At 32.6% G+C, this 25,731-nt stretch carries 24 protein-coding genes; 13 read left to right on the forward strand and 11 right to left on the reverse strand.

The window, feature by feature from the left end; translation table 11 throughout:
- The first annotated feature begins 56 nt into the window (after positions 1 to 56).
- The 4 genes from BHU68_RS13430 (at position 57) to BHU68_RS13445 (ending at position 7,977) form a co-directional block, all read left to right on the forward strand.
- Complete coding sequence (locus tag BHU68_RS13430; protein ID WP_069472550.1) at positions 57 to 2,009, forward strand: two-partner secretion domain-containing protein; 1,953 nt, start codon at positions 57 to 59, stop codon at positions 2,007 to 2,009.
- A gap of 424 nt (positions 2,010 to 2,433) precedes the next feature.
- Positions 2,434 to 3,096 carry a hypothetical protein gene (locus BHU68_RS13435; protein ID WP_069472551.1) on the forward strand — a complete coding sequence of 221 codons (663 nt, stop codon included), beginning with the start codon at positions 2,434 to 2,436 and terminating at the stop codon, positions 3,094 to 3,096.
- A 7-nt stretch (positions 3,097 to 3,103) separates the two neighbouring features.
- Positions 3,104 to 6,364, forward strand: a complete 3,261-nt coding sequence (locus BHU68_RS13440) for a lamin tail domain-containing protein (protein ID WP_083235032.1) — start codon at positions 3,104 to 3,106, stop codon at positions 6,362 to 6,364.
- A 53-nt stretch (positions 6,365 to 6,417) separates the two neighbouring features.
- Positions 6,418 to 7,977, forward strand: a complete 1,560-nt coding sequence (locus BHU68_RS13445; RefSeq protein WP_069472553.1) for an ATP-binding protein — start codon at positions 6,418 to 6,420, stop codon at positions 7,975 to 7,977.
- A 312-nt stretch (positions 7,978 to 8,289) separates the two neighbouring features.
- On the opposite strand, the gene dnaN is transcribed toward BHU68_RS13445, so the two are convergent.
- Positions 8,290 to 9,405, reverse strand: coding sequence for a DNA polymerase III subunit beta (gene dnaN, locus BHU68_RS13450; protein WP_069472554.1), 1,116 nt, complete (start codon positions 9,403 to 9,405; stop codon positions 8,290 to 8,292).
- 51 nt (positions 9,406 to 9,456) lie between these two features.
- Between dnaN and BHU68_RS13455 the strand changes: the two genes are divergently transcribed.
- Genes BHU68_RS13455 through BHU68_RS17400 form a run of 4 tightly spaced genes read left to right on the forward strand, consistent with a single transcriptional unit; the run spans position 9,457 to position 12,232 of the window.
- Entirely contained in the window at positions 9,457 to 9,777 is a 321-nt protein-coding gene (locus BHU68_RS13455; RefSeq protein WP_069472555.1) for a hypothetical protein, read from the forward strand.
- Positions 9,778 to 9,834: 57 nt separating this feature from the next.
- Complete coding sequence (locus tag BHU68_RS13460; protein ID WP_069472556.1) at positions 9,835 to 11,673, forward strand: carbamoyltransferase family protein; 1,839 nt, start codon at positions 9,835 to 9,837, stop codon at positions 11,671 to 11,673.
- 5 nt (positions 11,674 to 11,678) lie between these two features.
- Entirely contained in the window at positions 11,679 to 12,080 is a 402-nt protein-coding gene (locus BHU68_RS13465; protein WP_069472588.1) for an SxtJ family membrane protein, read from the forward strand.
- Positions 12,080 to 12,232: a DUF5989 family protein gene (locus tag BHU68_RS17400; protein ID WP_171899491.1), complete on the forward strand. Its 153-nt coding sequence runs from the start codon at positions 12,080 to 12,082 to the stop codon at positions 12,230 to 12,232. The genes BHU68_RS13465 and BHU68_RS17400 overlap by 1 nt, the downstream gene beginning before the upstream one ends.
- On the opposite strand, the gene BHU68_RS13470 is transcribed toward BHU68_RS17400, so the two are convergent.
- The 9 genes from BHU68_RS13470 to miaA all read right to left on the reverse strand — a co-directional run bounded on the left by BHU68_RS13470 (position 12,217) and on the right by miaA (position 18,987).
- A complete protein-coding gene (locus tag BHU68_RS13470; RefSeq protein ID WP_216092598.1) occupies positions 12,217 to 12,699 on the reverse strand; it encodes a hypothetical protein in 483 nt (160 codons plus the stop codon). The two genes, BHU68_RS17400 and BHU68_RS13470, sit on opposite strands and share 16 nt — an antisense overlap.
- Positions 12,696 to 12,995: a nucleotidyltransferase domain-containing protein gene (locus BHU68_RS13475; protein WP_069472557.1), complete on the reverse strand. Its 300-nt coding sequence runs from the start codon at positions 12,993 to 12,995 to the stop codon at positions 12,696 to 12,698. Before BHU68_RS13475 ends, BHU68_RS13470 begins: the two co-directional genes overlap by 4 nt.
- A 64-nt stretch (positions 12,996 to 13,059) precedes the next feature.
- Entirely contained in the window at positions 13,060 to 14,352 is a 1,293-nt protein-coding gene (locus BHU68_RS13480; RefSeq protein WP_069472558.1) for an adenylosuccinate synthase, read from the reverse strand.
- A gap of 9 nt (positions 14,353 to 14,361) precedes the next feature.
- A complete protein-coding gene (locus tag BHU68_RS13485; protein WP_069472559.1) occupies positions 14,362 to 14,547 on the reverse strand; it encodes a DUF2065 domain-containing protein in 186 nt (61 codons plus the stop codon).
- A 32-nt stretch (positions 14,548 to 14,579) separates the two neighbouring features.
- On the reverse strand, positions 14,580 to 15,452 hold the full coding sequence (hflC, locus tag BHU68_RS13490) for a protease modulator HflC (RefSeq protein ID WP_069472560.1): 873 nt from the start codon (positions 15,450 to 15,452) through the stop codon (positions 14,580 to 14,582).
- Complete coding sequence (gene hflK / locus BHU68_RS13495) at positions 15,452 to 16,558, reverse strand: FtsH protease activity modulator HflK (protein ID WP_069472561.1); 1,107 nt, start codon at positions 16,556 to 16,558, stop codon at positions 15,452 to 15,454. The genes hflC and hflK overlap by 1 nt, the downstream gene beginning before the upstream one ends.
- Positions 16,533 to 17,813, reverse strand: coding sequence for a ribosome rescue GTPase HflX (hflX, locus tag BHU68_RS13500; RefSeq protein WP_069472562.1), 1,281 nt, complete (start codon positions 17,811 to 17,813; stop codon positions 16,533 to 16,535). Before hflX ends, hflK begins: the two co-directional genes overlap by 26 nt.
- Positions 17,814 to 17,815: 2 nt before the next feature.
- A complete protein-coding gene (gene hfq / locus BHU68_RS13505) occupies positions 17,816 to 18,067 on the reverse strand; it encodes an RNA chaperone Hfq (protein ID WP_069472563.1) in 252 nt (83 codons plus the stop codon).
- Entirely contained in the window at positions 18,064 to 18,987 is a 924-nt protein-coding gene (gene miaA, locus BHU68_RS13510; RefSeq protein WP_069472564.1) for a tRNA (adenosine(37)-N6)-dimethylallyltransferase MiaA, read from the reverse strand. Before miaA ends, hfq begins: the two co-directional genes overlap by 4 nt.
- Before the next feature lies 1 nt (position 18,988).
- Between miaA and BHU68_RS13515 the strand changes: the two genes are divergently transcribed.
- The 5 genes from BHU68_RS13515 to BHU68_RS13535 are packed head-to-tail and all read left to right on the forward strand — an operon-like array spanning position 18,989 to position 24,788.
- Positions 18,989 to 20,932 carry a CHAT domain-containing protein gene (locus tag BHU68_RS13515; RefSeq protein WP_069472565.1) on the forward strand — a complete coding sequence of 648 codons (1,944 nt, stop codon included), beginning with the start codon at positions 18,989 to 18,991 and terminating at the stop codon, positions 20,930 to 20,932.
- Positions 20,932 to 22,353 carry a two-partner secretion domain-containing protein gene (locus tag BHU68_RS13520; RefSeq protein ID WP_069472566.1) on the forward strand — a complete coding sequence of 474 codons (1,422 nt, stop codon included), beginning with the start codon at positions 20,932 to 20,934 and terminating at the stop codon, positions 22,351 to 22,353. Before BHU68_RS13515 ends, BHU68_RS13520 begins: the two co-directional genes overlap by 1 nt.
- A 1-nt stretch (position 22,354) precedes the next feature.
- The gene (locus tag BHU68_RS13525) at positions 22,355 to 24,100 is read left to right on the forward strand and encodes a bifunctional metallophosphatase/5'-nucleotidase (RefSeq protein ID WP_069472567.1); all 1,746 of its coding nucleotides are present in this window, start codon (positions 22,355 to 22,357) and stop codon (positions 24,098 to 24,100) included.
- 15 nt (positions 24,101 to 24,115) lie between these two features.
- Positions 24,116 to 24,376: a hypothetical protein gene (locus BHU68_RS13530; protein ID WP_069472568.1), complete on the forward strand. Its 261-nt coding sequence runs from the start codon at positions 24,116 to 24,118 to the stop codon at positions 24,374 to 24,376.
- Complete coding sequence (locus BHU68_RS13535) at positions 24,369 to 24,788, forward strand: type II toxin-antitoxin system VapC family toxin (RefSeq protein WP_069472590.1); 420 nt, start codon at positions 24,369 to 24,371, stop codon at positions 24,786 to 24,788. The genes BHU68_RS13530 and BHU68_RS13535 overlap by 8 nt, the downstream gene beginning before the upstream one ends.
- Before the next feature lie 48 nt (positions 24,789 to 24,836).
- Here the strand turns inward: BHU68_RS13535 and BHU68_RS13540 are convergent, their stop codons facing one another.
- Positions 24,837 to 25,721: a LysR family transcriptional regulator gene (locus BHU68_RS13540; protein ID WP_069472569.1), complete on the reverse strand. Its 885-nt coding sequence runs from the start codon at positions 25,719 to 25,721 to the stop codon at positions 24,837 to 24,839.
- Positions 25,722 to 25,731 lie beyond the last annotated feature (10 nt).

The following is a 25,731-nucleotide window of genomic DNA, read 5'->3' on the forward strand; positions in this document are numbered from 1 at the left end:
GTACTCATAGTATCTTGTTAATTGACTAATTAACTTAGATTGATAATAATATTAATATGAAAAAATATTTCTTTTTAATCATATTAATATTAAATCCTAAACTCTATGCAGAGATTATAACCGACGGTACAATTGGGCAAAGAAACCATTTAATAGGTCCTAATTTTATTATTAATGAACAATTAGGTTTACAAGTTGGCAATAATTTATTTCATAGTTTTCAAATCTTTAATATCGAAACTGGACAAACTGCTACTTTTAGTAGTTCTTCTTCCGTAACAAATATTCTAGCGCGAGTTACTGGCAATCAATCCTCTTGGATTGATGGGCGAATTATTTCTGACGCTAATTTATATCTATTAAATCCTAATGGAATTGTATTTGGTGAAAATGCTCGTTTATCCATTAACGGTTCATTTCATGCTAGCACTGCTGATTACTTACGACTAGGAAATACTGGAAAATTTTCAGCTAGTCATCCACAAGAATCTATCTTAACAGTGGCATCTCCAGAGGCTTTTGGTTTTTTAACCGCTCCTAGTTCAATCACAATTGAAGGTAGTGCTATGATGGTTCCTCAACAACAAACTATATCTGTAATAGGCGGCGATTTATTCATTAAAGATAGTTTTTTGTTTGCGGAGAGTGGAAAAATTAATTTAGCATCAGTAGCAAGTTCAGGTGAAGTTGTTCTAAAACCATCTGATTTAATAGTAGATTCATTTGAAAAAATGGGACAAATACACTTATCAGAATCTCGCCCAATTCCAAATGAAGAACGTCTTATTGCCAATCTTGATGTTAGTGATATTTTTTCTCAAGAAGCTGGAGCAGGGCAAATCTTTATTCGCGCTGGTAAATTTATATCTGATAAAGCTTGGATATTTGCTGATACTTATGGAAATCAAGATGGATTAGGTATTGATATATTGATTGATGGCAATATTAATTTAATTAATGGAGCTAGGATTACAACCGATAATGGAGGAACAGGGCAAGGAGGGAATATTAAAATTCAAGCAAATAATTTAACGCTTAGTGGTATAAATTCAAATATCTGCAATGAATCTTGTCAAAGAAATTCGATTGAAAATCAGGAAGATTATATCAATAGCTTGAGTACTATTGCTAGTAATACTTTTGGTATGGGTAATGGAGGAGAAATTATTATTAATGCGTCTAGCGTAGAAATGCAACCCGGTTTTATGCAAACTGCGACAAAAGAAAATGGTAGAGCTGGAAATATTGATTTCAGGGTTGATAATTTAAAATTATATAATAATAGTTATATTGATTCTTCTACAGAAAAAAATGGTAAAGCTGGTAATATTACATTAAATACTCAACAATTAATTTTAGAAAATCAAGGAAAAATAAGTGCCTCTTCTGAAGGAAATGCAGATGCTGGTTCAATTAATATTACTACAAAAACTGCCTCATTTTCTAATAAAAGCGGCATCACAACTCAATCATTCAATACCAGTGGAGGAAATATCGAATTCACCGTGACAGATCGTTTATATTTATCTGATAATAGCCGTATCACCGCTGAAGCTCAAGGTGATGGTGGAAATATAACTATTAGCGGTAAACCTGAATTTGTAATTCTTAATAATAGTCAATTGCGTGCTAATGCTTTTGAAGATGATGGCGGTAATATTAGGATTTTTGCTGAAAATTTTATTAGTTCTAACAATAGTATTATAACTGCTTCATCAGAGATGGCTATTGATGGTCAAATTGAAATTAACGCGCAGGAGTATGAACTTAAAAATAATTTCAGCTTGTTACCAGTTAATTTTTTGACTTCTGCTGTTGAATATACAAAAAAAGCTTGTTCAAGGCGTTCTAAAAACCCTGATGTTGCAAGATTGGCAATTCTTGGTTTGCAAATTTTACCTGAATCACCTTATACTTTGGGCTTTTATATTCCTAAAGAATTGCTTGCAACATCAACTACCGAATTGCCTGTAAAGCCTTATAAGCCTTGCTATCACCAACCCAACTAATGCTTTTTTATAATTAGAAAAACGTTGTATCCATCTTATATCTTGATTCATACTTTAAACAGCCTAATTAATTACTATAAATAGTAATTATTATATTGTAAATGATTGTAAAAATATGAGATTAACGATAAAATATATATTTTCGAGAAAACCAAATTGAAAATATGAAATTTTAATATATTTACATAATATTAAGTACAGCGAATTACGTGGATAAACTAATAAAGTTTAATTTAAATAATTTGTTTATCCATCTCAGAAAATCAAATCTATTTGTATTATTCATGATTTCTATAAAAATATTTGACTTTACAAGTATTTTTTTTTTTTGCATAATATGCATATATCGCTATAGTATGCCAGATACTTAGTGATTAAATTAAAACAATTAATGTTCTTAACATTCACTATAAGGAATTTACTAATGAACAATAAATTAAAATCAATAGCAATGTCTGCTAGTCTTTTTGCTATTGCTGGTATAGGATCAAATGCTTGGTCATCATCAGCTATTTATACAACAATCACAGGTAATCTTGCTAAGTCAGCAGAGATTGATTTTGACAAAATCATGATCGAGATTTACGATCCATTAACAGATGATTCTACTGGTGAATATGCAGTGTATCATGCACCACATAACCATGAATTTTCCCCTCAACCGGGTTATAAATCCGGTAATTTTACTTTTGATGTACTTCCGGGCTTTCGTGATGTTCGTATTTCGCCTCAATCTTTTGATGCTTTAGGTCATACAAACACTGTTGATGTAGTTACAATTGTTCCACAAGATAATGATTGTTCAAGATGTCAAACTCAATTAAGTGTTCCAGTATGTGTTGCCGGGCAAATAGGAACTAGTTTAACCACTGGTCTGAGTAGGGATACTTATATACCAGCTTATTCAGAACAACAAGAAACACTTTGTCTTCCTAGTGTTCTATTAGAAAAATGGGCTGTTTTACCCGGTGGTATTAATAAACGACTCCCATCAGATTGCTATAAAATGTCTTTGGATACAGCAACAACACAAGCTGGAGTATTGAAAATAAATAAAAAAGTCAAAATAACTTGCCCAACTCCATAAATTAGATATGAGCATCATTAGAAATATCGGAATATTGTGTTTATTTTTATGTTGCTCAAATATCATACAAGCTGAAATCCATTGGAAACCAGTTTCCAATGGATTTCCCAAAAATATACAACAATTGGATATTGATGGTGATGGAATTACTGACTTAACATTAAGTATTGTTGATAATGTAGCCATTTTTGATGGAGAACATTTCATAATAAAAATGGCTAAAGTTTTTGGCTCTCCAAGTTTGGAAATTATGTCATGTCAACTGGGCAATAAAGGTATTTTATGTGGTTATCTTACTGATAATGGACAAACTTATGGTTGGTGGAATAATGGTGCTAAATATCTAGGTTTTAAAAGAATTTTAAACAATGGCATATATTATGGTTGGCTGAAAGTTGAGCTAACAAATCAAGGTTGGCAAATATTTGAATATGCTTATGAAGATTGTCCAACTGTTGCCATTCTATCTGGTGCTAAACAAGGTGGCGCAAATTGCCCAATTGTTACAGCAATTACACGCACCAAATCTTCTCCTACTCGATTGAATGAAATTAATTTTCGCGTAAAATTTAGCCATAATGTGACAGCAATTGATTTGATGGATTTCGCACTCAGCACTACAGATAAAATAAACGGCGCGTCAATAATAAATCTTTCAGGTAAAAATGATACTTACATTGTATCAGTTAATACTGGCACTGGAGATGGAACAATAAGATTAGATTTAATTAATAATTTTACCATTAAATCTACCAATAATTTACTTTTAAAAGCAAGTTTCACAGATGGGCAAATTTATAAAATTGATAAAACTCCACCAAATACAATAATATATAGCAAACCCTTAAATCCCTCCTCTAAAAAAAATCCTGTTCATTTTATATTTTCTGGTAATGAGATTCTAAATTATGAATGTCAACTTGATAGTGGCAATTTTGAGAAATGTATTAGCCCAATATATATAAAATCTTTAAATGCAGGTTCACATACATTTAAAGTACGAGCTATTGATAAAGCAGGAAATATTGATCCTACTCCAGCTAGTTATACTTGGATAATAAATAATGAAGCAATAAAGCCATTAACTGGGCTTATAATTAATGAAATTGATTATGATCAAGCTGCGATAGATAATTCTGAATTTATAGAAATAAAAAATATTAGTAATGATTCTATTAATTTAGAACCATATGAAATACAGCTAATTGAGGAACAAAATAATCATGCACGCCCCTACAAAAATATATTTTTACCAAAAAAAAATTTAAATGCTGGTGATTATTATGTAATTTGTAGTAGCGCGGCTAAAGTTGATAATTGTGATCAAGAAATCACAGAAATAGATTTTATTAAAGATGGGGTACCAAATGCAATCGCTTTAATTTATAAACAACAAGAAACAATAGATGCTAACTTGCTGTACCAAGCATATTTAGTAGATACCATAAGTTATGAAGGAAATATTAAAGCACCTTATACAGAAACAATTGGAACGGAAATAGGAGATAATAATAAGACAAAATCTATTGGATTATCTCGTTGGAATGGTATTGATACCAATAATAATAACCAAGATTTTGGTTTACGTTGCATTACTCCGGGCAAAAAAAATACTGCTGCTTCAATAAATTGTCTAAAACCACCTCCAATATCAATCCCCAAACCACCACCGCTCCCACCTAAAAACAATCCTATTACAATAAATAAAGCTGGAACAGTAATTACTGAAATTAAAGTAGAGAAAAACGATCATCTATCTAATGGAATTTTAGACCATACTCTCAATAATAATGGTCAAGTCTCTGATATTACAATAACAACAGGAGGGGTTATTATTGGAGGAATAGTAAGCGGTAATATTAAGAGTGAAGGTGTGATAATTAATAAAAAAGCTCCCGCTTTACTGACAAATGTGATTCTGACACAAGATGTAAAATTAGCTGCTGATGTATCCTTACATAACGTCGAATTACGAGGTGCTTCAATAACTGGTAATCATTTAAGCGGCAATATTAGAGTAACAAGTTCAGAAACGGTTATCAAAAATGTATCTTTAGCTGCAAATACAACTATCACTGGGGGTAAACTTGCAGGCAAAATTACTACTGATAAAAAAGCTCCTGCTTTACTGAAAAATGTGATTCTGACACCAGACGTAAAATTAGCTGCTAATGTATCCTTACATAACGTTGAATTACGGGGTGCTTCAATTAATGGTAATCATTTAAGTGGCGATATTAGAGTAACAAGTTCAGCAACGCTTATCAAAAATGTATCTTTAGGTGCAAATACAACTATCACTGGAGGTAAACTAACAGGCAGAATTAGAGGTGATAAACAATCACCAGCGGTATTGCAACATCTTATTATTGAACAACATAGTCATTTAACTGATGTGATTATTGCTGATGGCGTAGATCTTCCTAAACAAGTGAATTTAGGATTAGGTGTGCGTTTTACTAGTAAAGAAAATATACCTGAAGGTTTAGACTTAACTTCAATATTACCCAAATTGAACTCTGGTGTGGATTTATCTATTGATGTGATTGTAGGTGGTAAAGGAATTTTAGCGGCTATTAATCGTTTGCCTGAATTTACAGCGTCTAATTTAACAATTAAACAAAGCAAACAAGGATATTTATATCTTGATATAGAAGATAAACGTTATGCAGTAAACCCGAAAATGGTGAAACACCTATCTGATTCTCCTAATTTGTTGGTAGAAATTGGGCAAAATATTCGTTTTAAGACTGATACAGAAATTGATGTCTTTGCGCCACCGGCTATACAAGCACCTGAAACATTACAAATGGCTTTAAAAGAATTTAAAATTGACATTGATGATATTGGTAATATTCAAGTAACAGCTAAAGATCAAAAACAACAATGGTTCAGTGCCAGAGCCAATTTATTTTCAATAGAAGTAGAAAATGATACTACAACTGGATTATCTGTCAAAGAAAATAATGTATTTGCCTTAGTATTTATTGATAAAGATGGTAAAAAACGTGAACAACATTTTTATCCAGCACCAGATGATTTAGCAACTTTAGTTAAAATTGCTCAAGAAGTGGATTTAACAACAGAAGGAATCTTAAGCTTTAAATTAGAAACTATTAGTTATGAAGGCAAGTTAGATTATTTAGTAAAACAAGGAACAGTGCCAGAAAATAAGGCATTAAAAGTTGAAGAAATGATTGATAATAATAATTTTTTAATAACATATCCTAATGGAGCAAAGCAATCTATAATTAGAAAAACCTTGTAAAAATGTGAGATTAACTATAAAATATATATTTTCGAGAAAACCAAATTGAAAATATGAAAAAATTACCCATAGGCATTCAAACATTTTCTAAGATTATAAAAGGCAACTATCTATATGTTGATAAAACTCAACAGATTGCTGAATTAATTGAATCAGGAGAATATTTTTTTCTCTCTCGCCCTAGAAGATTCGGAAAATCTTTACTAATTTCAACATTAGCAGAAATATTTTCTGGCAATCAACAACTTTTTAAGGGCTTATATATCTATGATCAGATTGACTGGCAATCCTATCCAATTATTATTATTGATTTCAATCTAATATCTAATACTAATGATGAGCTATTTAAAATATCATTATTGTCATATTTAGATGATATTGCCGCTGAATATGAAATTATTCTATCAAAAACTTTCATTAAAGATAAATTTGCAGAGTTAATTAAAAAGATTTCAAAAAAGACTCAGAAAAAAGTTGTGGTTTTAATAGATGAATATGATAAACCAATTGTTGAGCATATTGACGATATAGAAAAAGCAACAAAAAATCGTGAAATCATGCGAGATTTTTTTGGTATTTTGAAATCTTCTGATCCATTTTTACGTTTTGTATTCCTTACTGGTGTCTCTAAATTTTCTCGTGTTTCCATTTTTTCTGAATTAAATAATGTAAGGGATATTACATTTTCAAGACAATTTGCGACACTGTGTGGATATACACAAACAGAATTAGAAACTAATTTTGAGTCTTATATTCAAAATCTTGGCACTGTTTTAGAAATCAAAAAACCAGTTTTACTAACTAAAATTAAGACTTGGTATAATGGCTATTCATGGAATGCTAAAGATAAAATGTATAATCCGTTCTCAATTCTTAATTTATTTATGGATCAACGCTTTAGTAATTATTGGTTTGCAACTGGCACTCCAACGTTTTTGATGAAGTTAATCAAAAACACAGAACTTGATACCACCGAATTTGAAAACAAAAAAGTTTCTGAAATTCTCTTTGATAGTTACAATCTTGAAAACCTAAATATATTTGTACTTTTATTTCAAACTGGTTATTTGACCATAAGTGAAATCAATCAAAAATCCAGAACAATTCAATATATATTAAATTATCCTAATTTTGAAGTAAAACAAGCTTTTATGACTTTTCTATTTAGTAGTTTTACTAAAAATGATTTAGGAGATATTCAACCAGCGGCAGAAGATTTGCGTGATTGTTTAGAAAATGATGATATTGAAATATTTATAAATATAATACGTGCTTTGTTTGCCAAAATTCCATACAACTTACATATAAAAAAAGAAGCTTATTATCATTCTTTATTTTATATGGTGGCGGTATTGATGGGTGTTGAGATTGATTTAGAAATATTAACCGATAAGGGGCGTATTGATGGCGTATTGGAATTTGATAACAGAATTTATTTGATCGAATTTAAATACGCTGAAAAAGGAACTAAGATGGATAGCTTGACTAATAAAGCGATTACGCAAATCAAAGACAAAAATTATGGCGAACGCTTTTTAAATGATTTACGTAAGCGTGTTTATCTAGGTGTGGGAGTTTTGGGGAAAGAAATTGGTTATAAAATTGAATTTTAAGCCAAACCTGACAGGTTTAATTGTATCAAAACACCCACAACAAATAATTAACAAACAGCGTCTGGAAATTCTAACAATTCCATTCAAAAATTCAGTCAGTAAACCCGAAAATGGTGAAACACTTATCTAGAAATATCGGTAGGTATAAATATTTTGCGTATCATATTTAGATGATATTGCCGCTAAATATGACAATAATTGAGCATATTGTTCTTTATTTTATATGATGGCGGTGGATATTGCTTATAGAATTGAAAAGTAATTTTGCTGGGTTGGGCTGACGATAGGATACGCTGCCCAACCTATTTTAAATCAAAGACGCATTGGCATTACAATAAATTTATAATCTTCATTATCTTCTTCTGTTATTAAGCATGAGCTGTTAGTGTCTCCAAATCCTAGTTTTGTCATGTTGGTTGATATTACATTTAGTGTGTCAAGTAAGTAGGTTCCATTAAAGCCTATTTCTAGCTCTTCTCCGCTGTATTCTACTTCTATTATTTCTTCTGCTTCTTCTTGTGATGTGTTTTTTGCTGATAGGGTTAGTAGGTTGTTACTTAAATTTAAACGGATGCCTTTGAATTTTTCGTTAGACAGAATTGAGGCGCGAGATAATGATTGTTTTAATAGTTTGGTGTCTGCAATCACTATTTTGTCTGTGTCACTTGGCAGTACGTTTTGCCATTCTGGAAAGCTACCGTCTATTAGTTTTGATGTCATTATTAGGTTTTCATTTAGTTTAAAACTAATATGGTTGTCATCCATCAATATTTGTACATCAGATTCTCCATCTTTTAATAATTTTGATAATTCTATTACTGCTTTACGTGGAATTATAACTTTGTGTGATAATTCTTTGCCATGATCTAAGTCAATTTGTGCGACTGCCATTCTATGACCATCTGTGCCAACCAGTGAGATTTTTTTGTTTGCTATTTCTAATAGTAAGCCTGTTAGGTAATAACGTACATCATTACTTGCTATGCAAAATGATGTTTTGTAAATTAACTCTTTCAAGTCTTGTGGTGCTATAATAAATTCTTTTGTATCTGTTAATTCAGGGCTAGATGGGAATTCATCAGCAGGTAAGGTTTGTAGTTTGAATTTGCTTTTACCGGCTTTTAGAATTGCTTGGTTTTCTTCGACAGTAATCTGAATATTTACATCTGGTAAAGATTTGCAAATCTCAAAAAATTTACGTGCTGGTATTGTGGTTTCGCCATCATTGTCAGCCATTAAATCCCCATTAGTTAGTGGTAAACTACAAGAGATTTCTACTTCTGCATCAGTGGCAGTTAATTGTAAGCTATTGTTGGTTACTGTTACTAGTGTATTGGCTAGGATAGGTAAGGTTTGTCGTTGTTCGACGACGCTTGTTATCATTTTTAATGGGGTTAATAAGTCTTTTTTGGCAATTTCAAAATACATTGATTGTAGTATCCTAACAATAATAAATGCTATATTTTACCATAATCTAAGATGAACAAAATAAAATCTCAAAACAGCCGCTTTTTATATCTATTTTTTATAGATAGAAATTGTTTGAGTGAGGCTGTCGATGCCTTAACTCAGAATTTAGATTGGGAAATCATAGAAAAACCCTATGGTTTATACTATGATGAAATGTTATATAGAGTTAAAAATTTTTTATTCTCTAATAAACAAGCTGGAATTGAATTATTTTTATCTTATTATGGTGTTGGTATCTTATCTATAACTCTTACCAATAAAAATCCTAGTGACTTTGATCGAATCTTGGGATTTTTAGGATGGCTGGGTTTAGGAATTTGGTTAATATAAATGTGGTTGTTATTTTGCATTAATTCAATTTAACTAAAAAATAATAATGAGTTAGAAATGAATATTCTTGGTATTTCAGCATATTACCACGATAGTGCTGCCGCTATATTGCAGTCAGGTAAAATTATAGCAGCGGCACAGGAAGAACGTTTTTCGCGTAAAAAGCATGATGCTCGCTTTCCTGTAAACGCGATAGGTTCTTGTCTTGATGTTGGTAATATGAGTTTATCTGATATAGATTATATAGTCTTTTATGATAAACCTTTACTTAAATTTGAGCGTCTGTTAGAAACATATTTAGCTCATGCTCCTATAGGAATTCGTTCCTTTATACAAGCCATGCCGATATGGCTGAAAGAAAAATTATATCTTAAAACTGTACTTAAAAATGAGTTTATTAGCTTAGGTATAAGCAAATCTAAATTACCGCCTTTGTTATTTACTGAACATCATCAAGCTCATGCTGCTTCGGCTTTTTTTCCTAGCCCCTATAAAAAAGCGGCAGTATTATGTCTTGATGGAGTTGGTGAATGGGCAACTAGTTCAGTTTGGCTAGGTGATGGGAATAAATTAACTCCACAATGGCAACTTGATTTTCCACATTCTTTAGGTTTGTTATATTCTGCTTTTACTTATTTTACTGGTTTTAAAGTAAATTCTGGTGAATATAAACTCATGGGTTTAGCACCTTATGGTAAGCCTAAATATGCGCAAACTATTTTAGACAATCTAATTGATTTAAAGCCTGATGGTACTTTTCAGTTGAATATGAAATATTTCAACTATCCTGTCGGCTTAACTATGACAAATAATAAGTTTGCGAAACTATTTGGTGGACCTAGACGCGCAGCAGAAGGTATTTTAACGCAACGCGAAATGGATATTGCTGCTTCTATTCAAGTAGTTACAGAAGAAATAGTTTTACGTATAGCCCGTACTGTGAAAAAAGAGCTAGATGTCGATTATTTATGTTTAGCCGGAGGCGTAGCACTTAATTGTGTATCGAATGGGCGACTTTTAAGAGAAAAAATCTTTAAGGATGTTTGGATACAACCAGCTTCTGGTGATGCTGGTGGGGCACTTGGTGCTGCTTATAGTGTTTGGCATGAATATTTAAATAATCCTAGGGAAGCGGATAATATTAGTGATTCTATGGAAGGAGCTTATTTAGGTACTAAATCCACCAATGATGAAATCAAAACTTATCTGGATTCGATAGAAGCACCATATGAATACTTGCCAGATGAAAAATTATTACCAAAAGTTGCTGAAATTCTAGCACAAGAAAATGTAGTTGGTTGGTTTCAAGGGCGGATGGAATTTGGACCCCGTGCATTAGGCGGTCGTTCAATTATAGGTGATCCTCGTAGTCCGAAAATGCAATCTATAATGAATCTAAAAATTAAATACCGGGAGTCATTCCGTCCATTTGCACCATCAATATTGCATGAACGAGTGGCGGATTATTTTGGTATTGATCAAGCAAGCCCGTATATGTTGCTAGTAGATTTTGTCAATTCTGAATTTAGGTTGCCGCTTACTGATGAGCAGGAAAAATTATTTGGAATCGAAAAATTGAATATTGTGCGTTCTAAGTTACCTGCAATTACTCATTTAGATTATTCAGCGCGTATTCAAACAGTACATCCAGAAACCAATCCGCGTTATTATAATTTACTAAAAGAGTTTGATAAATTAACAGCTTGCCCGATTTTAGTAAATACTTCTTTTAATGTACGCGGAGAGCCATTAGTCTGCACGCCTGAAGACGCTTATCAGTGTTTTATGCGTACAGAAATGGATTATTTAGTATTAGAAAATTGTATTATATCAAAATCCGAGCAACCCCAAGGGGCAAAAGATGAAGCTTGGAAACAAGAATTTGAATTGGATTAATGATTATGCACATAGAAATTCCAGATAAAAAAGGTTTACGTGATTTTGGATTAATAACAGGTGGCTTATTTGTTGCTATATTTGGATTGTTATTGCCGTGGTTATTGAATTTGGATATGCCAGTTTGGCCTTTTATTCTAGCTGGGGTGTTATGGATATTAGCTTTATTAATACCCAATAGCTTAAAACCAATCTATACAGTTTGGATGTTTATTGGCTTAATATTAGGCTGGATTAATACTCGTATTATTTTAGCTTTGGTATTTTATATTATAATCACACCAATACGTTTAATAATGTTGTTATTTGCTGGAAAAACCTTTTCGCAAAAGAAACCGAAAAGATCACAAACTTTTCGTAATATATCAGAAGTTCGTTCACCTAAACATATGGAGAAACCATTTTAATGATAGATTTAATAAAAGATTTATGGGCATTTATGAGAGTGCGTAAAAAATTCTGGCTAGCACCAATAATGATTGTATTATTATTGCTAGGTGGCTTAATCGTATTAACACAAGGCTCTGCTGTCGCACCATTTATTTATACATTGTTTTGATTTATATAGCTATCGTAACTGTTTACGATAGCTGTATAAATAGCAAGCAGGGTATCTTTTTTATAATATATATTATTAATAGCAATTGCCATTTCTTCTGGGCTATCGTCATAGTTATGAGCTAATTCATTTCTAATATCTCTTAAATCTCTCCATACTTCAACGCTTTCTAAAATCTCTAATTTTTCTAATCGGTTTAATATATCTATAAATGGTTTGTTTTCTACTTCTTCATCTAAAACAATTAATAATGCTTTAAAAAGCTTTTCTCCTATACTGTCTTGTAATTTAGAAAATCTAAATAGAAACTGATCAAGTGCTTGAACTTGATATTTTGTTAAATTTTGATATTTGCTAGTATTTAAAGGCATAAACTTATCTATGTCACTGACAGCTTCGCTTATTCTTAATATATGTTTATCACATTCTTTTAATATTTTTTCTATTCTTTGTTTTTTCAAGTTCATAATTTAATTCCATTTTTAATAGCTTCTTGTTCTATCAGTCTAGTTGGATCTTTTGATATGATCACATCAAATTTTTGTTCGCCTAAGCTAAGCTGTAATTGAGATATAAATTTTATTTTTTTCTCAAATCGTATTTCACTTGATAGTTTTTTATCTGTTATGATATACAAATCAATATCACCACCTTTTTTAGTATCATCTACACGGCTACCAAAAAGATATATGTTAGATTTGTTGCCAAATATTTGCAAAAATTTTTCTTTTATAATTGTTTGATATGTATTTGATAATCTCATTTTATCGTAGTATGGATAAAAAACCTGACAGGTTTTAAAAACCTGTCAGGTTTAATTTAGGATATTAATCAAATGGATGCTGCTTAATAATAGTTTCATTACGTTCAGCACCTGTAGATATAATATCTATCGGAACTTCGAGTAAGCTTTCTAGTTTTTCTATATAGGCACGCGCATTTGCTGGTAGTTGTTGGTAATCATTTAATCCTACCGTTGATTGTTGCCAGCCGGGCATTTCAATATATATTGGTTCGCAACGATTTAATGCTTCTAACTCTATTGGGGGTGTCTTTAGTTCTTGGTTGTCGCAATTATAAGCTATACAAATTTTAATTGTTTCTAAACCATCTAGTACATCTAATTTGGTTAAGCAAATGCCTGTCAGGCTATTCACTATACGCGCACGTCGTAAAGCTACAGCGTCAAACCAACCACAGCGTCTTGATCTACCAGTTGTTGCACCATATTCATGCCCCTGTTTTGATAAACGTTCTCCTATGTCATCAAATAGTTCGGTGACAAATGGACCAGCTCCTACTCTTGTAGTATAAGCTTTTGTAATTCCTAATATATAATCTAAATCTTTAGGTCCTACGCCGCTACCTGTAGCTGCTCCTCCTGCTGTAGTATTGGATGATGTTACAAAAGGATATGTGCCTTGATCAATATCTAATAATGTGCCTTGTGCGCCTTCAAATAGTATGTTTTTACCTTCATTACGTAATTCTGCTAATAATTCTGGAACATCTGTAATCATTGGTATCAAAGTATCAGCATGACTTAGTGTTTCATCTAATATATTTTGATAATCAATAGCTTCTGTTTTATAATAATGCTCTAGTGCAAAATTATGATATTCAATTACAGTACGTAATTTTTTCGCAAAGCTGTCACAATCCAATAAATCACTCATACGTAAGCCACGTCGAGCAATTTTATCTTCATAAGCTGGACCAATTCCACGCCCTGTAGTTCCTATTTTAGCTTTACCGCGAGCTAGTTCGCGAGCATTATCAAGAGCTACATGATAGGGCAGTAATAAGGAGCAAGCATGACTAATACGCAAGCGTTTCCCTACTGGAACCCCTTTAGCTTCCAACATCTTCATTTCTTCTAATAAGGCACTAGGTGATAATACTACCCCATTACCTATTAAGCATTCCACGCCTTCACGCAAAATTCCTGAAGGAATTATGTGCAATACAGTTTTTTCATCTCCAATCAGAAGCGTATGCCCAGCATTATGCCCACCTTGAAAACGAGTAACAGCAACAGCGCGTTCCGTTAATAAATCAACAATTTTTCCTTTACCTTCATCGCCCCACTGTGTGCCGATGACTACAAGGTTTTTACCCATGATGTCTTCTCATTGTATTAAATATAGTAATATTACGCCGCTCATCATACTAAGAAAACCAATTAAGCGCACTTTATTATTATTCAATTCACTTACTTTTAACAAAGAATTACGCCAAACATTTGGATTAATAAATGGCAGAATTCCTTCAATAACTAGCAGTAATGCAAAAGCAATAAAAAGTTCTTTCCACATAGCCTAAATTCCCCCTAAGCGGGGGATTTTTTTTATTTCTCAACAGAACTATGTTTAAAATACTTAAAGAATTCAGAATCTGGTTGTATTAATAATACATCACTTGGATTCTTAAAGGTTTCTTTATATGCATCTAAACTACGATATAGTGCGTAAAATTCAGGATTTTTAGTATAAGCTCCTGCATAAGTATCAGTTGCTGTAGCGTCACCTTGACCACGTATTTGTTGTGATTTTTGTTTGGCTACCGCAATTGTTTCTACACTTTCACGATCTGCTCTAGCGCGAATACGTACTGCTTCTGCTTCACCTTGTGAACGTAATTGTTTAGCATCTTGTTCACGTTCCGCTTCCATACGTCGATAAACTGAAGTACTTACTTCTCTAGGTAATTCAATTCTTTTGATGCGAACATCAACAATATTAATACCAAATTGGATTGCACGTTTTTTGGCTTCGGTGGTGATAATTTTCATTATATTAGTACGGTCATCAGACACTACTTCTTTAATGGTACGTTTACCAAATTCACTACGCAGACCATCTGCAATAAATTCAGCTAAACGTTGTTTAGCTCTTAAAGTTTGACCACCAACACTGGTATAATATTTAACTACATCAACAATTTGCCATTTAACGAAAGAATCAACAATTAAGTTTTTCTTTTCATTAGTTAAGAAATGTTCAGGTTGAGCATCAAGTGTTTGAATGCGCTTATTAAACTTCTTAATTGTATGATATATAGGAATTTTAAAATGTAATCCCGGTTCAAACTTAGCAGGAACCACTTTACCAAAACGTAACATCAAAGCCAATTCAGTTTCTTTAACTGTAAAGACACACATTAATCCCACTAATAACAATATTAAACCTAATATTGCTACTACCATTTTATTTGCTGCCATTAGCGTGCTCCTCTACTACGTAAATCTTCGGTTCTAATAATTGCTGGTCTGTTTTGGCTTACATCTTCTGTTACACTTGGTAGTGGATTTGTATCAATGCTAGTTTCTCTACCAAGCAACTTATCCAAAGGTAAAACCATTAAATTATTACCACTTTTTATATCAACCATGATTTTACTGGTTTTAGATAACACAGATTCCATAGTTTCTATATATAAACGTTGGCGAGTAATGTCTGGAGCTTTTTCATATGCAGTTAAAACACTTAAAAAACGTTGAGTGTCACCAAGAGATTGTGCAGTTACTTCGGCTTTATAAGCTTCAGCTTCTTCGGTTAATCTATCAGCGGTACCTTTAGCTCTTTCTATAACTTGGTTAGAATAAGCATTAGCTTTATTTTTACTCCGTTCTTGATCTTCACGCGCTTTAATTACATCAGCAAAAGCGGCTTGAACTGCTGCCGGTGGTTGAGCATTTTGCATATTTACACTAGTAACAGTTAAACCAACTTTATAAGGATCAATAATATCTTGAATTACTTGTTTGGTTTCCATAGCTACACGAGTACGTTCACTAGTTAAAACATCATCCATGTTACTAGAACCAACAATTTCACGTAAGGCACTTTCAGTGGCTTGATGAAGTGTGTCTTCAGGATTATCTACTTTAAATAGGTAATTTTCAGCATTTTTAATCCGATATTGTACAACTAGTTCAATTACAACAATATTTTCATCTTTAGTCAACATTAAGGCGCGATGATTAATTGCTTGCACTTGTTCAACATTAACTTTTTGAACGGTTTCAATTGGGTAAGGTAAATGCCAATTTAAACCTTGTTCAGTAGTTTCTTTATATTGTCCAAATTGAGTTACAACTCCCAATTCTGCTGGTTGTATAGTATAAAAACCGAATAAACTCCATACTAATACGAATATTACAGCTAAAAAACTGATGGCTGACCAACTGAGGCTTCCGCCACCGTTGCCACCTGGTTCATTGCCATTTCCAAATAGGTTTCCCATTTTACTTTGTATCTTGTCAAATACTTCATCTAAGTCAGGTGGGCGTTGTTCATTATTACCACCCGGTTGATTCCAAGCCATGTATATTCCTTTTGTTGATATTATTTAATAAATCGGCGGATATTTGAACTTTAATCAAACTATCGCCGTTATCTGCATATTTTTCATCTAATACTAAAGCTTCTGCATATAAAAGCGCACGTATATCACCTGCATTCACTGGCACACGTATTTTACAAGTAGCATTATTTTGACGTTCAGTTAATGCTTGTGTTAAAAAATCAATACCTGCACCAGTAACTGCTGATAACCAAACTTTATTGATCTTGCCATTAGCATCACGTTCATAACGAGCTGGGCAATTATCCAATTTGTCTATTTTGTTATAGACAATAATTTGTGGCACTTCAGCAGCTCCAATTTCAGTTAGAACTTCATTTACCTGTTCAATCCGTAACTGTCGTTCAGCGTCACTTGCATCAACAATGTGTAACAATAAATCTGCTTCACGTGTTTCATCAAGAGTTGCACGAAATGCAGCTATAAGATTGTGTGGCAATTGTTGGATAAAACCAACTGTATCAGCTAAAATAATTGCAGAATTATTTGGCAAAGTCATTCTACGCAATGTAGTATCTAAAGTTGCAAATAATTGATCGGCAGCGAAAACTGATGCCTTGGTTAAACTATTAAATAAGGTAGATTTACCTGCATTAGTATAACCAACTACTGATATTAAAGGTAATTGGGCACGATTACGGGCTTTTCTACTTAATTCTCGTTGTTGTGTTACTTTGGATAGGCGTTTATTAATTGCTTTTATACGTCCACCAATTAAACGACGATCAGTTTCTAATTGTGTTTCACCCGGTCCGCGTAAACCAATTCCACCCTTTTGCCGTTCTAAATGAGTCCAACCACGTATTAAACGTGTAGATAAATGCTTGAGTTGTGCTAATTCAACTTGTAATTTACCATCAAAAGAACGGGCGCGTTGAGCAAATATATCTAATATTACTCCTGTTCGATCTAATACCCTACAAGATAAGATACGTTCTAAATTACGTTCTTGTGCTGGGCTTAAAGTGTGATTAAACAAGACTACATCAACTTCATTTTCAGCGATCATTGCTTCAATTTCTGCTAGTTTACCAGATCCGATAAAAGATTTCGGATCTGGTGTAACACGTGTAGCAGTAATTGAAGCCACAAGTTTAACACCGGTTGAAGTTGCTAATTCAGCAAATTCGTTTAGTGGTGGTTGATCTATATCGCTGCTAAATGTAATTGATACTAAAATTGCATTTTCACCACCACTATTTGGTCGTTCAAACATGTTTATACTGCTTCTTTTTCAGTTTCTTCTGGATTGTCATAAGGAATTTTGATGGCGCGTGATGGAACTACGGTAGAGATGGCATGTTTATAAACCATTTGACTAACACTATTTTTTAATAGAATTACAAATTGATCAAATGAATCAATTTGCCCTTGTAACTTAATGCCATTTACTAAAAAAATGGAGACTGATATACGTTCTTTACGTAAGGCATTTAAAAAAGGATCTTGTAATGTTTGCCCTTTGCTCATAAGATTTCTCTCCTTATTATCGAGACAGTTGATGTTATATTTTGCTCTTGACTATCAAACCAAATTGCATCTTTTTGAGTACGTAACCAAGTTAGTTGCCGCTTAGCTAATTGTCTAGTGGCAATAATTGCCAGTTCAGCTATATCTTCTTTATTCGATTTACCGATGAAATAATTCCACACTTGACGATAGCCTACACTACGAATCGCGGGTAAGTCTAAATTTAAATCACCGCGTTCAAACAAGGCACGAACTTCTTCAATAAACCCTTGTGATAGCATAATTTGAAAACGCTGTGCGATTTTATCATGTAAAATATGTCGTTCTGTTGGGGATAAAATTATTTTAATGGTTGGATAAGACCAAGCTTGTGCTGGTTTTTTTGCATACCATTCTGTCATGGTTTCACCAGATATTTCATAGACTTCTAATGCTCTTTGAATACGTTGTGGATCATTGAAATGAATGCGTTGGGCTGAAACTGGATCAATTTCACTTAAACGTTGGTGCATAGCTTTCCAGCCAATTTGTTCTGCTTCAAGATTTAAACGTGTACGTACTTCTGGATTAGCTGAAGGTAAATCAGAGATACCTTGTTGTAATGTGTGAAAGTAGAGCATTGTACCGCCTACTAATAGGGGAATTCTACCAGCGGCATGAATAGTTTTAATTTCGGCTAGGGCATCTTGACAGAATTGAGCTGCTGAATAGGGATTAGCAGGATCGCGAATGTCAATCAGACGATGTGGGATTTGAGCTAAAATCTCTTTACTAGGTTTAGCTGTGCCAATATCCATCTGTTTATACACCATAGCGGAATCAACACTAATAATGTCACAAGCTAAATGTTTAACTAAAGATAATGCTAAGTCGGTTTTACCCGATGCAGTTGGACCCATTAAAAATATACAGGGAGTCATTATGAAGATAAATATATATTTATTATTGTTATGTTTAAGCAGCGTTGTTCTTGCTAATACTAATACAGAAATTCAATCATTGCTCAAAAAGAGTGATGATTATCTGGCTAAACGACAAGATTTAAAAGCGCGTGAATATGCTGATAAAATTACAAAATTAAGTACCAATGTTAATATACCGACTATATTAGATGCTAGTATCCTAAATAATTTAGGTAATATATTAACTGTTGAAGCATATTATGCTACAGCTATCAAAAAATATAATAAAGCTTTAAAATTAGCTGCAAAAAATCACATTTTAGCAGGGCGTATATTGATAAATATGGCATACGCTAATTATTATAATCAAAATTTTAAAGATGCTATCAAGAATTTATATGCTGCACAACAACAATTTAAACTAAAATCAAGCAATACTTACGCCAAAGCCTTTGGTTTTATAGGTGTTGGCAAGTTAGCATTAGAGCTTAATGATACCAAATTGGCTTATCAGAGTTTAATTTTAGCTAAAAATTTAGGAAATAGTACTTTAATGTCTTATAGTTACGGTTTTTTGGGGCGTTTATATGAAATCAAGCAGCGTTATGTTGAGGCTTTAAGTTTAACGCGACGAGCAATTTTTATGGAACAAAGCCCTGAAATTCTATTTCGTTGGCAATGGCAATTAGGGCGAATTTTTAACAGATTAGGTAAAACACATGAAGCAATTAAGGTTTATAAACAAGCTGAACATAGTTTACAGAAAATTCGTAAGCCATTAATGATTGGTTATCGTAACACAATTAAGTCTTTTCGTGAGCGAATTGGTATAATTTATTTTGAATTAGCTGATTTATTATTGCGGCAAAAGAGGTTTAGGGAGGCAATTGATGTTATTGAAGATTTTAAATCAGTTGAATTGGAGGATTATTTTGACAGTTATTGTTCTTTTGTAACACAGGAAAATCTTTTAGATTTGGATATGGATAGTAATGTAGGTATTATATATCCAATTATTTTAAGCAATCGCATTGAAATTCTATTAATTACTTCTGATAACAATATCCAAAGCTTTGTTATACCAGTTACTGCAATTGAGTTAAAAGATAAAGTGAATGATTTTCGTCTGGAGTTAGAAACAAAAAACCAAGGCGATTATTTGAATTATGCTCAGATTTTATATCGTTGGTTAATTGTTCCATTATCAAATCAGATCGCTAATTTAGATACTTTAATTGTAGTGCCTGATGGGGTATTACGTACCATTCCTTTTGCTGCTTTACATGACGGCAAACAATTTTTGATTAGTAAATATGCTATTGTCACCATGCCTAATTTAATGATTACTAATTCTAAATTTCAAAGCAAAAATAACAATATTTTTTTAGCTGGCTTATCAGAAGCTGTGCAAAATTTTCCGGCTTTGTCTAGTGTTTCTCGTGAAGTTAAAGCTATAAATAGACTTTATAAAAATGTCACTCTATTATTAAATCGACAATTTACCGTCAAAAATTTTAGTTCAGCTTTAAAAACAAATAGTTATTCTATTATACATATTGCTGCACATGGTCAATTTAAAAGTCAGCCTGATCAAACTTTTTTAGTTGCTTATGATAATAAAATACAACTTAATCAATTAGAAGCTTTAATAAAACTAAATAAGCGTCGTCAACAACCGTTGGAATTATTAACTTTAAGTGCTTGTCAAACAGCGGTGGGTGATGATCAAGCGGCATTGGGTTTAGCTGGTGTTGCAATTAAGGCAGGTGCTAGAAGTGCTTTGGCAAGTTTATGGTTAATTGATGATGAGGCTACAACAACTTTAATGATCAAGTTTTATCAACAGTTGCAAAAATTACCTAAAGCTAAGGCTTTGCAAGCGGCACAATTATCTTTATTGCATGGTAAATATAAACATCCTTTATATTGGGCACCGTTTTTAATGATTGGTGCTTTTGATTAATGATTATTTTTATTGCGTTATTATTATATTCTTCGGTTATATATGCTGCTCCAATAAAGATTGATGGTATTAATTTTCAAGTTACACCAAGTATGGGTAAGCAGTTTGGTGGTAATGTATTTTATAGTTTTGATGGATTTAATTTAAATAAAGAGCAAGTGGTGGTTTTTTCTGGTTCCAATGATATTGAGAATATTATTGGGCGTATTACTGGCGGTAAAGAAAGTGTTATTGATGGAGAAATCCGTTCAGAAATTGCTAATGCTAATTTATATTTAATGAATCCATATGGATTTAGTTTTGGTCCAAATGCTGTGCTTGATGTTCAAGGTTCTATACATTTAACTACTGCGAGTAAAATATATTTAGGGAATACGGGTGTTTTTGAGGCGAATCCAGAGAAGGCTAGTGTTTTAGTTAGTGCCGCTCCTAGCGATTTTGGTTTTTTGGATGCTGCTGCTATAGAGTTTGAAGGTAGTGAATTGTTTGTGCGAGCAGGTAATACTTTGTCAATTTCTGCTGGTGATATTAAATTGAATGAGGCTAATTTAACTGCAAATTCTGGGCGTATTAATCTTACTGCTCTTAATAGTATAGAGTTGAATCATAGTAATATTAATGCTGGTAAAACAAAAACGGGTGAAATTTATATTCGCGCTGGTAAATTCATATTAAAGAACAGTAATATTCTAGCTAATACTATAGAACAAGATATTGCATTGATTGATATTCAAGCAGATGATTTTATTATGAATAATTCAAAAATAGAGAGCGATACCTTTGGCCCCGGTAACGCTGGTACTATTATTATTAATGTGGCTCAGAAAGCAATACTTGATCAACAAAGTCAAATTAGTAGTACTTCATTGAATAAGGGAATTGGTGGAGATGCTGGTAATATTTTTATTAATGCCAATGAATTGGAATTGATTAATAGTACTATTTCTACTAATGCTGAGGCGGCTCAGGGTGGAAATATTATTCTGAATGTCAGAGAATGTTTTAAAATGAATGTTAGTGAGCTAAGTGCTACTGTAAAAGGTGGGATAGGTAAGGGTGGTAATTTGGCAATAGGTAATCCTAGCTTATTTAATATAGAAGATAGTAAAATCTTTGCTAATGCTAGCGGCGGTGATGGTGGATTTATTTTAATTATAAGTGAATCTGCGATTTCAAGAAGTAATCAAATAGCGGCTTCTTCTGAAACTGGGCGTGCTGGCGATATTAAAATTGATGATATTTATAATGTAGGCATAAGCAGTTTGCCAATAGAATTTGTAGATGATGATAATTTATTAATCGCACAAGATTGTTCAATAGTAAATGATACTGAATCTAGTAGTTTTGTTGTTACTGGTAGGGGTGGATTATTGAATGCACCTGATGATTTACAAACTTATATACCCACTATAAATTATTAATATGGCTAATATTAAACTAGGTAGATGTAACTCTAAAGGCAATTTTGACTCATTATATATTCTTGAAGATGCTAATGATCCTAATTTAACTGGTGATTTTCCAGAATCACAACTTAAAATAGGTGATGAAGTCACTGTGCGTATTTTTCACTTTAACGATTTACATAATGAATTGAGAATTATACATAAGGGTAAAAGCGATACTCATATTTTTTCTCAAATGGTCAAAATTGTTAGAGATGCAAAAGCGCAGGCGGCTGATAATGAAATTATATTGTTTGTCTCGGCTGGTGATGATCATATGTCTAATCCGTTAGATGAATTATTGGGTTTTGATGTTGATAGTTTTAAGGCTAGTGCTGCATATGTTGCTTATTCTGAGGCTGGTTTAGATGCTGCGGTTATTGGTAATCATGAACTTGATCGAGGTTCTGAGTTGTTTGCTAAGGCTATTGAGGCTAATGCTAAATTTCCGGTTTTATCGGCTAATTTATATGGTTCTAAAAATTTAACTGCTGATCATTATCATCCAGCTATCATTGGTATGGCTAAGGGTTTGCGAGTTGGTGTTATTGGTTTAACGACTCAACAAAAAACATTGATCAGGCAAAAGGATGATCCTAATTTTGATGTTGGTGATTTATTAGTTAGTTTAAAAACTACAATTTCTCATATTGCGCCATTATCAGATATGGTCATTATTTTATCTCATGTTGGTTATAACGGTAAAATGAATGGTCAAATTCGACATAAGCTTGATGTAGGTGATATGGATATTGCTCAGACAGCGGCATCAATAACTGATAAGCCAATGGTTGTTATTGGTGGGCATATGCACTTAAAGTTGAATGAAAATGGGTTAGAAATATGTGATCATAATGTGCCAATTGTGCAAGCTGGCGCAAAAGGTAATTATTTGGGTCAAGTAGTTTTTTCTTTGCGACAAACAGAAAAAGCTTTAGATTCAGAAGTTAATGCCAATCTGATTTCGATAAAAAGACATGAATCTGAAGATGATATAGATATAGAGTTTGAACAGTCGGTGATGGCTCCATTATATGCTATGTTAGATAATAAATTAGAAGAAGTTATTGGGGTATTAAATTGTTCAACAGAGGATATTAGTTGTAGTAAAAATCTGCAAGATCGTTATCTTGGTGAAACGGTAATCGCAAATTTTATGAATGATGCTATTGTCGCACAAATTGATCAGGTTGAGATTGCGGCTTTTAATGCTTCTGGTATTAATGGTGGTATTAGTGCTAATTCAGAAATTAGTTTTAATGATTGGTATCAAGTAATGCCATTCGCAGACACTATAGTTATAGTAGATATGACAGGGCAACAAATTAAGGATATGTTGATGAGTAATGCGCAACGTATTGTACGCCCTGAAGAACTTATTGATTTAAATGATTATATTTCACGTGGATTTTTACATTTTTCTAGTGCCATACGTTATACGATTAAGTTAAATAGTGATGCAACTGCCGCTGTTGCAGAAAATATTATGTTGCATAATAAGCCAATTGATCAACAATTAGATCAGGTTTTTAAGTTTGCTTTAAGTGATTTTTTGACTTTACGTGGTGCTGAAGGTTGGAATAATTTAAGACATCTGCCTCAAGATGATACTGGTTATGTTTATCGTAATGAAATTATTGCTTTTATTAAAAAAACTCGCATTTTAGATGAAACTGTTGTTCGTAATGATGGCAGGTTGAAGGTGATTAGAAATTTAACTTAACAAAGGTACATTGATATGTTATCGACTTATAAAGCAGTATTAAATAACAATCGTATAGAATGGTTGGATCAAATTCCCAAGCAATTGACACATAGCATAGTAACTGTACATATTACCATACTCGATAAATTACCCATTAAAAAGATTGATACGGTAAAAAAGGATCAATTATTAGGTTTATTTTCGGATGATGCGGAGCTAATTGATAAAATTACAGCAGAAGCTATGCAAGCCCGTGAAAACCATCCTTTGAGGTATTTTGATGAAAATGAATAAATCGCTACTTGATACAGACACTTTATCTGAGATTTTCAAAGAAAAAAATGCCAAAGTGAAACAAAAAGCAAATGACTACTTGGCACAATTTGATCAATACACGATTTCGATAATTACAGTAATGGAAGTCATTAAAGGTTTTCATAAGGTACAACGTGAAGAACATATAAAACGGTTCTTATCTAGTATAAGAACAGCAGAAATATTGACACTAAATATGAAAAATGCTGAATTAGCGGGGCGAATCTATGCAGACTTGGAAAAAACTGGAAAACCTATTGGATGCGCAGATCCCATGATTGGGGCTATTGCTTTGGAAAATGATTTAGTCTTAACAACGGGAAATTTGCAACATTACGAATATATTCAAGATTTAGGTTACCCTTTGAAATTGGATAATTGGAAAGTTTAGCTAGAATCTAAAAAACCTGACAGGTTTTTTAAACCTGTCAGCTTGATGCTATTTATGATTTAATAAAAATTCTAAAAAAGTACGAGCCACTAAAGACATTTCTTTCTCTGTTAAATGCGCTACATACCAATTACGTTGCAAAGGAAAATCTTCTACATCTAATAATTTTATTATTCCTTTTTCTAATTCTAAATTAACAGCATGTTTTGATAATACGGATATTCCTAATCCTGCTATCACGCCTTGCTTAATTGCTTCACTACTACCTAATTCTATTATTTGTGGTAATTCTAAATTATGTGAGGCAAAACAACGTTCCATTGCTATACGTGTTCCAGAGCCTACTTCTCGAAGTAAGATCGTTTCTTTTGATAATCTTTCTAATGAAATCTTAGATTTTTTTACCAAAGCATGTTCTGGCGGTGCTAATACAACTAAAGGATTATCTAAAAATGGTTGAGCAGTAACATGTAATTGTTCTGGCACTTGCCCCATTATTACTAAATCTTCTTCATTATTAGTTAGCCGTTCTAAAACATTAGTTCGATTTCTAACTGTGAGGCGAAGATTGACTTCTGGATACTTTTTTAAAAAACTTTTAAATATAGATGGTATAAAATATGTCGCTGTTGTTACTACAGATAATTTTAATTGCCCTTTAATTGAGCCTTGTAATTCATTAAGAGATGTTTGTAAACTTTCAATACGATTAAAAATATCATCACTAGCAGCATATAATTCACGCCCTGCATCTGTTAAAAATATACGCTTACCTATTTGCTCAAATAAAGGCATACCCATATGCCCTTCTAACTGTTTTATTTGTATTGAAACAGCTGGTTGAGTTAGACATAATTCTGCGGCAGCGCGAGTAAAACTTAAATGTTGTGCTACCGCTTTAAATAAAGTTAATTGACGTAAAGTCATATGCATTTTAATACCT

The organism is Candidatus Marithrix sp. Canyon 246, assembly GCF_001723685.1.
Lineage (GTDB): Bacteria > Pseudomonadota > Gammaproteobacteria > Beggiatoales > Beggiatoaceae > Marithrix.